The 5,654-nt window shown below is 70.3% G+C and carries 3 protein-coding genes and 2 pseudogenes; 2 read left to right on the top strand and 3 right to left on the bottom strand.

Going from position 1 to position 5,654, the window contains the following annotated elements:
* The first annotated feature begins 209 nt into the window (after window positions 1-209).
* A complete protein-coding gene (locus ACWC9T_RS40500; protein ID WP_449826040.1) occupies window positions 210-386 on the top strand; it encodes a hypothetical protein in 177 nt (58 codons plus the stop codon).
* A gap of 131 nt (window positions 387-517) precedes the next feature.
* On the opposite strand, the pseudogene ACWC9T_RS40495 reads toward ACWC9T_RS40500, so the two are convergent.
* Together ACWC9T_RS40495 and ACWC9T_RS40490 are read right to left on the bottom strand one after the other, a co-directional pair.
* Window positions 518-1,044, bottom strand: a pseudogene (locus ACWC9T_RS40495) (IS110 family transposase); the annotation flags it as partial.
* A 188-nt stretch (window positions 1,045-1,232) separates the two neighbouring features.
* Window positions 1,233-2,780 (bottom strand): phosphatidylinositol-specific phospholipase C domain-containing protein, encoded by a 1,548-nt coding sequence (locus tag ACWC9T_RS40490; protein WP_449826039.1) that lies wholly within the window; start codon window positions 2,778-2,780, stop codon window positions 1,233-1,235.
* Window positions 2,781-3,982: 1,202 nt separating this feature from the next.
* Here ACWC9T_RS40490 and ACWC9T_RS40485 point away from each other — a divergent pair.
* Window positions 3,983-4,513, top strand: a pseudogene (locus tag ACWC9T_RS40485) (IS110 family transposase); the annotation flags it as partial.
* A 61-nt stretch (window positions 4,514-4,574) separates the two neighbouring features.
* On the opposite strand, the gene ACWC9T_RS40480 reads toward ACWC9T_RS40485, so the two are convergent.
* On the bottom strand, window positions 4,575-5,654 hold a 1,080-nt coding region (locus ACWC9T_RS40480; protein ID WP_449826038.1), incomplete at its 5' end, for a Mu transposase C-terminal domain-containing protein.

Here is a 5,654-nt window from a genome sequence, read left to right as displayed (position 1 = left end):
GACACGACGCGCCAATACTGCCCGCACACCCCTCCGCGTCATGCCTGACCAGCGGGAATCACACGATCACGCCCGGATTGATAACGGCTTCTGAGCACAAAATCCCGGCCTGCGCATGCTCTCAGGCAGCGGCGGCCGGCAACCGGTGAATCCCACACCCGTGACCGCCGTGAGACATCCCTTACGAACACATCGACCGGAGGCCGACCATGACCGTCTCGACCACGACCGGGAAGCACACCACCCACCGCAAGAAGGAGCGCCGACAGCGCCTGTCCCGCCACCTGTCACGAACCGCGGTGAACGGCCTGATCCGTGGAGCCGCCACCGCCCTGGGCACCGCCCTGATCGGCTGGCTCACCACCTGGACCCGCGAACACCTGTGAACACGCAGAACCACCCGGTGAGCCTCCCCCGGTGGGTGGGAGGCTCACCGGCCCACACCGAGCGCGCCCTGGCACAGGCGCAGACCCGGCTGCCCGCCGACCGCGTACCGGCCGCGACACAGGACGCGCTCGAACAGCTCGACGGAGGCTTCGGCGAGGTCGTCTGCGGCGGTGCAGGCGGTCTCGAACTTGCCCAGCAGGGCCAGGGTCTGGCGGCCCATCGCGGTCTCGACCAGCGGGAGCTGGCGCATTTTCGGGACGCGGAGGGCGGCGTGCAGGCGCTCGACCTCGGCTTCGATGCCGCGCTGGCGGCCGGCGCGCTTGAGCACGGCCTTGAGCTGGGTGCGGGTGAGGCTGGCGGCTTGGCCGGGGGTGGGTGCGGTGGCCAGCAGGGTACGGGCCAGCGGCGCGGTGAGGCCGCCGGTGATCGGCTGGACGGCGGCGAGGTAGCCGGGGAAGTACTCGCGCAGGTGGGAGCGGAGCTTGTTGCCGGCCTGGGTGCGGTCCCAGACGGCGTCCTGCTGGGCGCGGGCAAGGACGGCGACGGCCTGGGCGAGTTCGCTGTCGGCCGGCAGCTGCCGGTGGGCGTCGGCGTCGGTACGCAGGATGTTCGCCAGCGCACCATCGCGTCGAGGTGGTCGGACTTCTTGCGCGAGACGCCCACCCCGGCCGGCCCCACGGGCGGTTCGCCAACGACGTGCAGCCGTGTCGTCCAACGCCGAGCTCGAATTCCGGTTCATTGCCGGCCCTCGCTCGAAAGGTGGGTAACCGTGTCCGTGTACGGCTCGAACGGCCGGGCCCGGCCCGACGCGGTGCAGCGTCGGGCCAGGTGGCGGGGTGGTCCGGTCAGGCCGGGCAGTTGCCCAGGACGACCTTGCCGCCCGACTGCGAGGCGGTCGCCGGATCCACCATCAGGCACAGGTTCGTCCACTTGTTGATGAACCTGTAGGCCGCCTGGTTGGCGAGATTGGTGGGCATGATGTTCCACATCTGGTTGTCGGAGATCCAGCGGGTCTCACAGGGCCACCAGAACAGTTCCATCCCGGCCGACGGCGGAGTCCCGTTGTTCCACGGGACGGTCAGGCACTGGCCGTTGGCGGCCTTGATCCAGTAGTAGCCCAGGCTGTCGAAGGTGGACGGATAGGCGGCCTGCCACTGCTGGCTGTTGGGCGGGTTGCTCTGGCAGGCCCGCTGCTGCACCACACCGCCCTGCCCGGAGCTGTCGAACTGGGGCCCGCGGGTCATGCACCGGCCGTACTTACTGTCCACGTAGGTCTTGTCAGGCTTGACCAGCCAGATCGCCGGGCTGGTGCCCCGGGCGTCGTAGTAGGCGTTGCGGGCGATGATGTTGTGCACCAGCGCCCAGCCGGGGTAGTCCATCATGACGATGCCCAGCCGGCGGTTGGCGGTGTCGTTGTTGAGGTAGTTCATCAGCCGCACGTTGACGCCGTCGACCCAGACCAGGTCCTTGCCGCGCAGGACGCTGTAGCCCCCCGCGTACTCGGAGGGGACGAGGTTGAACGGTGCCCGGGACGCGGAGGTGTAGGTCACGAAGGTCTGGTTGGCGGGGGCCGAGCCGGCCGCGGCGAGGTTCTTGCTGACCAGGCTCCACTTGGCCGGGGCGTCGGTGGCGTTCCAGGTGTCCTCGGTGTGGTCCGAGAAGCCGTTGAGGCCGTAGGAGCCTCCGTTGTCGGCGTTGAAGACGGACAGCACGATCTTGCCGCGGGCCTGGCCCAGCGTCGGCGGGTCGCTGCGCTTGCCGTTGTTGTAGAACAGCCCCGCGTACTGCCTCGCGTAGGCGTCGAAGAGGGCCGTGTGGCTCGCCGTCGGGTGGTCGTCCGTGCAGCTGAAGGTGGAGCCGTCACACTCGGCCCGCAGGCGCATCAGGAGGGTCTCGCCCTTGTGGGCCGAGAGGAAGGCCTTCGCCTTGGTCAGGACGTCGTCGAAGTTGGCGTTCTGGTAGAAGGGGCCGTGGTGGATCACGAACTTGTCGTTGATGATGCGGACCCGGATATCGACCGCGCGGATCCCACGGTCCAACTGCGCGGACAGCGTCGCCGCGCTGTCGCCGAAGTCCTGCTGCGTCTGGGCGCTGGAACCCCCGTGCACGGCCAGCGTCTCGTGGGTGCCGGGAATGGACATCGCCGTCAGCGGCGTGGTCGCCCCCACCTTGCCCATCCAGTCCTGCTGGTCGGCCGAACCGAGGTTCTGGAAGGCGTCGCGGTTGTCCGTCCCCTCGGCCAGGGCGGCGTGCGGTACGGCCAACGGGGCCACGGCCAGGGCGAGGGTGGCGACGGCGGTCACCATCGCTGTCCGGGTCAGGCGGCGCAGGCGGGGCAGGCGCCGCAGGGCGGCGCAGGCCGGGCGGGCGGATGTGGCGGAGGTGTGGGGCATGGCCACCTTTCGGGGGAGGGGAAGGCCGCAGGCACGGCCGAGGCCGGGCGCGTAGCTCTGTTCACGAGAACGGGCAGCACTTCGACGTCGGTTCAGGAGGCGGTAAGCGGTCGCGGCTAGGCAGGTTCTGACGGCGGCCAGGCCCTCAACGGCCTCCAGGAGGAGCGGGCCAGCGTGGGGCTGCTCGATGAGGGCCTGGGCGTGGTAGAGCGCGTTCTCCAGGACGGCGGCCGGGGCGCGGATGTGGCGCAGCGCGGCGAAGGCGTCGGCGGGCCGCGGGGCAGGCTGTGGGGCGTCCGGGGTGAGCCGGTGGGGCCGGGACGGCGGCGAGGTGGCTCCAGGGCGGCTACTGGCGGCCCTGGGGGCGCTGCTGGGGGCCGAGGGCACGAGCCACGCCCGGGGCCGGAGGGTCGCCGGGCGGACGACGGGTTGCTCACAGTTCGTTCGACGAATCCGGGTGCGGCCCGGTGGCCGCCGACCCGGGCGGTGCGGCCGGCACCGCCGGACGCCCACACAACCCAACAGCCCCGCAGGGGAGAAACCACCGCCGTCCAACCGCACAACCACAGACCCAACCCATCCCACCAAGACCAGGAGAAAGGAGCAGACAGAGGGGGATGTCGCATTTTCCGGCAGCCAGAAAACCGTCTCTGAGCTGCGGAAACGCTCGGCAACGGGCGAAGGCGGCGGGGTACCTACGGTGGTACCTGCGGTGGTGCCTAATTCGTTGATAACCGGTCGGTGGGAGCCAGGGGTTGCCACCGGTCCGTTCGAGCGCCGGGGCTTAAGGCCTGGAATCACCCGGGCCGTTGAGGTCTCCCGGTAGAGCGGCACACGGCCCTGGCGCTCGTGGTGGTGGCGGCCGTGTGGGCGCCGGACGGACGCCTTGGTGGTACCTGGCTGGAATGCCTCCACGTAGCGCGAGCGCCTTCCGGCGTCCTCCCGGCCGCCACCACTGTCAACACCCAGATCTTGATCACTCGTTGGTGTTGGTGGTGCGAGCCCGCCGCGCGGTGACCCCTCGAATTGCCCGAGCCGCCGAGCTCCCGCGACAGACCGGGGCCCGTGGGGTGCGCTGGTGCCACGAACGGCTAGTGAGGTGGCGGACCGGCCCTGATGCCGAGTCCTGGAATTAGGTCGCTGCGTGGCCCGCATGTGCTCGTGACCAGCGCAAACATCCGTGTCCCTGGGGAGGGAACAACTTGATCTACTGCGGTATCGACTGGGCCGAACGAACGCACGACGTCGCCCTGGTCGACGACAGCGGCCAGCTCCTGGCCAAGCGGCACATCACCGACGACGCAGCCGGCTACAAGCTGCTGCTGGACCTGCTCGCCGAGTACGGAGACACCGAGGACAACCCGATCCCGGTCGCGATCGAGACCTCGCGCGGCCTGCTGGTTACGGTGCTGCGGACCGGGCAGCGACAGGTCTTTGCGATCAACCCGATGGCCGCCGCCCGCTACCGCGACCGGCATGCAGTCTCCCGCAAGAAGTCCGACCCCGGCGACGCCCTGGTCCTGGCGAACATCCTGCGCACCGACATGCACGCCCACCGGCCCCTGCCCGACGACAGCGACCTGGCCCGCGCCATCGCCGTCCTCGCCCGCGCCCAGCAGGACGCCACCTGGAACCGGCAGCAGATGGCCAACCAGCTCCGCTCCCTGCTGCGCGAGTACTACCCCGCTGCCCTGGAGGCGTTCGCCAAGTGGGAGAACGGCCTGTGCCGGCCAGCAGACGGCCCAGACGGCCAGTGGTGGTCATCGCATCGGTCCTTTCGCTGCGGCACCGGGCTCAGGAACACGACGGTGGGCAATCCGCGCTGTCACCGCTGGTGTCCTGGCCAGCGTCGGTGCCCGGTGCTGTGGTCGGCTGGAGGGGAATCGGTCGGGCCCAGGAAGCGGGAGGCTCCCTGGGCGGGATCAGATCCGGCAGCGCCCGCTCCGCCAGGTCCCGCTCACCGGTACGGGCGAGCTGCTGGGCGGCCTCGGCGCTGGTCAGTGCCGCCAGCGGCTGCGGCCGCTCCGGTGCGGTGACCGCGCCGAAGCGGTCGCGGCGCAGGCGTTCGGCGACCCTCCAGTCCGCCCGGAGGGCTCGCGCGGCAGCGTCGCGGGCGGCGCGCAGGGCCTTGCGCTGTTCCTCGCTGGCCTGGTCGGCCAGGTACGCCGAACCGAGGTGCCGGGCGGGATCGGTGGCGTCGAAGACCTCGATCTGCAGGTCGTTGTGGGGCAGGTGCCGGATTCGCACCTTGGTGCCCGCGCGGCCGACCATCCACGGGGCCACGTACGCGCGGCGGCGCCATGTGAGGCCGCTGGTGGTGATGCTCCGGGTGCGGCCGTCGTCCTCCAGAGCGAAGTGCACCAGGTGCTCGGGCGGGACGTCCTCGACCGGTGTCGGGTCCTGCTCCCATGCCATCTGTGGAGTGAGCGCACCGCCCAGCCCTGCCGGACGGTGCTCGGTGTTCCACCAGCCCACCCAGTCCAGCAGGATCTGAACGAACGCCGCGAACGACAGCAGTTCCTCCCCCACCGCCGAGTCCTTGGCGCCGACAGGGCGGGGGCGGCGGGTGTAGCCGGGCAGTGAGACCAGCAGCATCTCCTCGACGGCGTCGTTCAGCTGCTCGATCGTGCCCTTCAGGTGCGGGGTGTAGGCGGGCAGGTCCTGGACCGGGACCGCGAACGCGCCCAGCGCCTGGGTGACTGTGGCGCACAGGAACTCCTTGCCACGGTCGACGCGTACCAGTGACGGCAGGCCACCGAACCAGAACGGTTCCTGGCGGCTGATTGAGACTCCCCCGGGATGCGGGAGAAGCTGACAGCGGTTCAGATGGGGAGCATGGAAGGAAGCCCCACGATGGCCGCACCGATGAAGTAC

It is taken from the genome of Kitasatospora sp. NPDC001159 (assembly GCF_053598235.1).
Note: the sequence above shows the minus strand (reverse complement) of the source record. Positions and strands in the feature narration are given on the sequence as shown.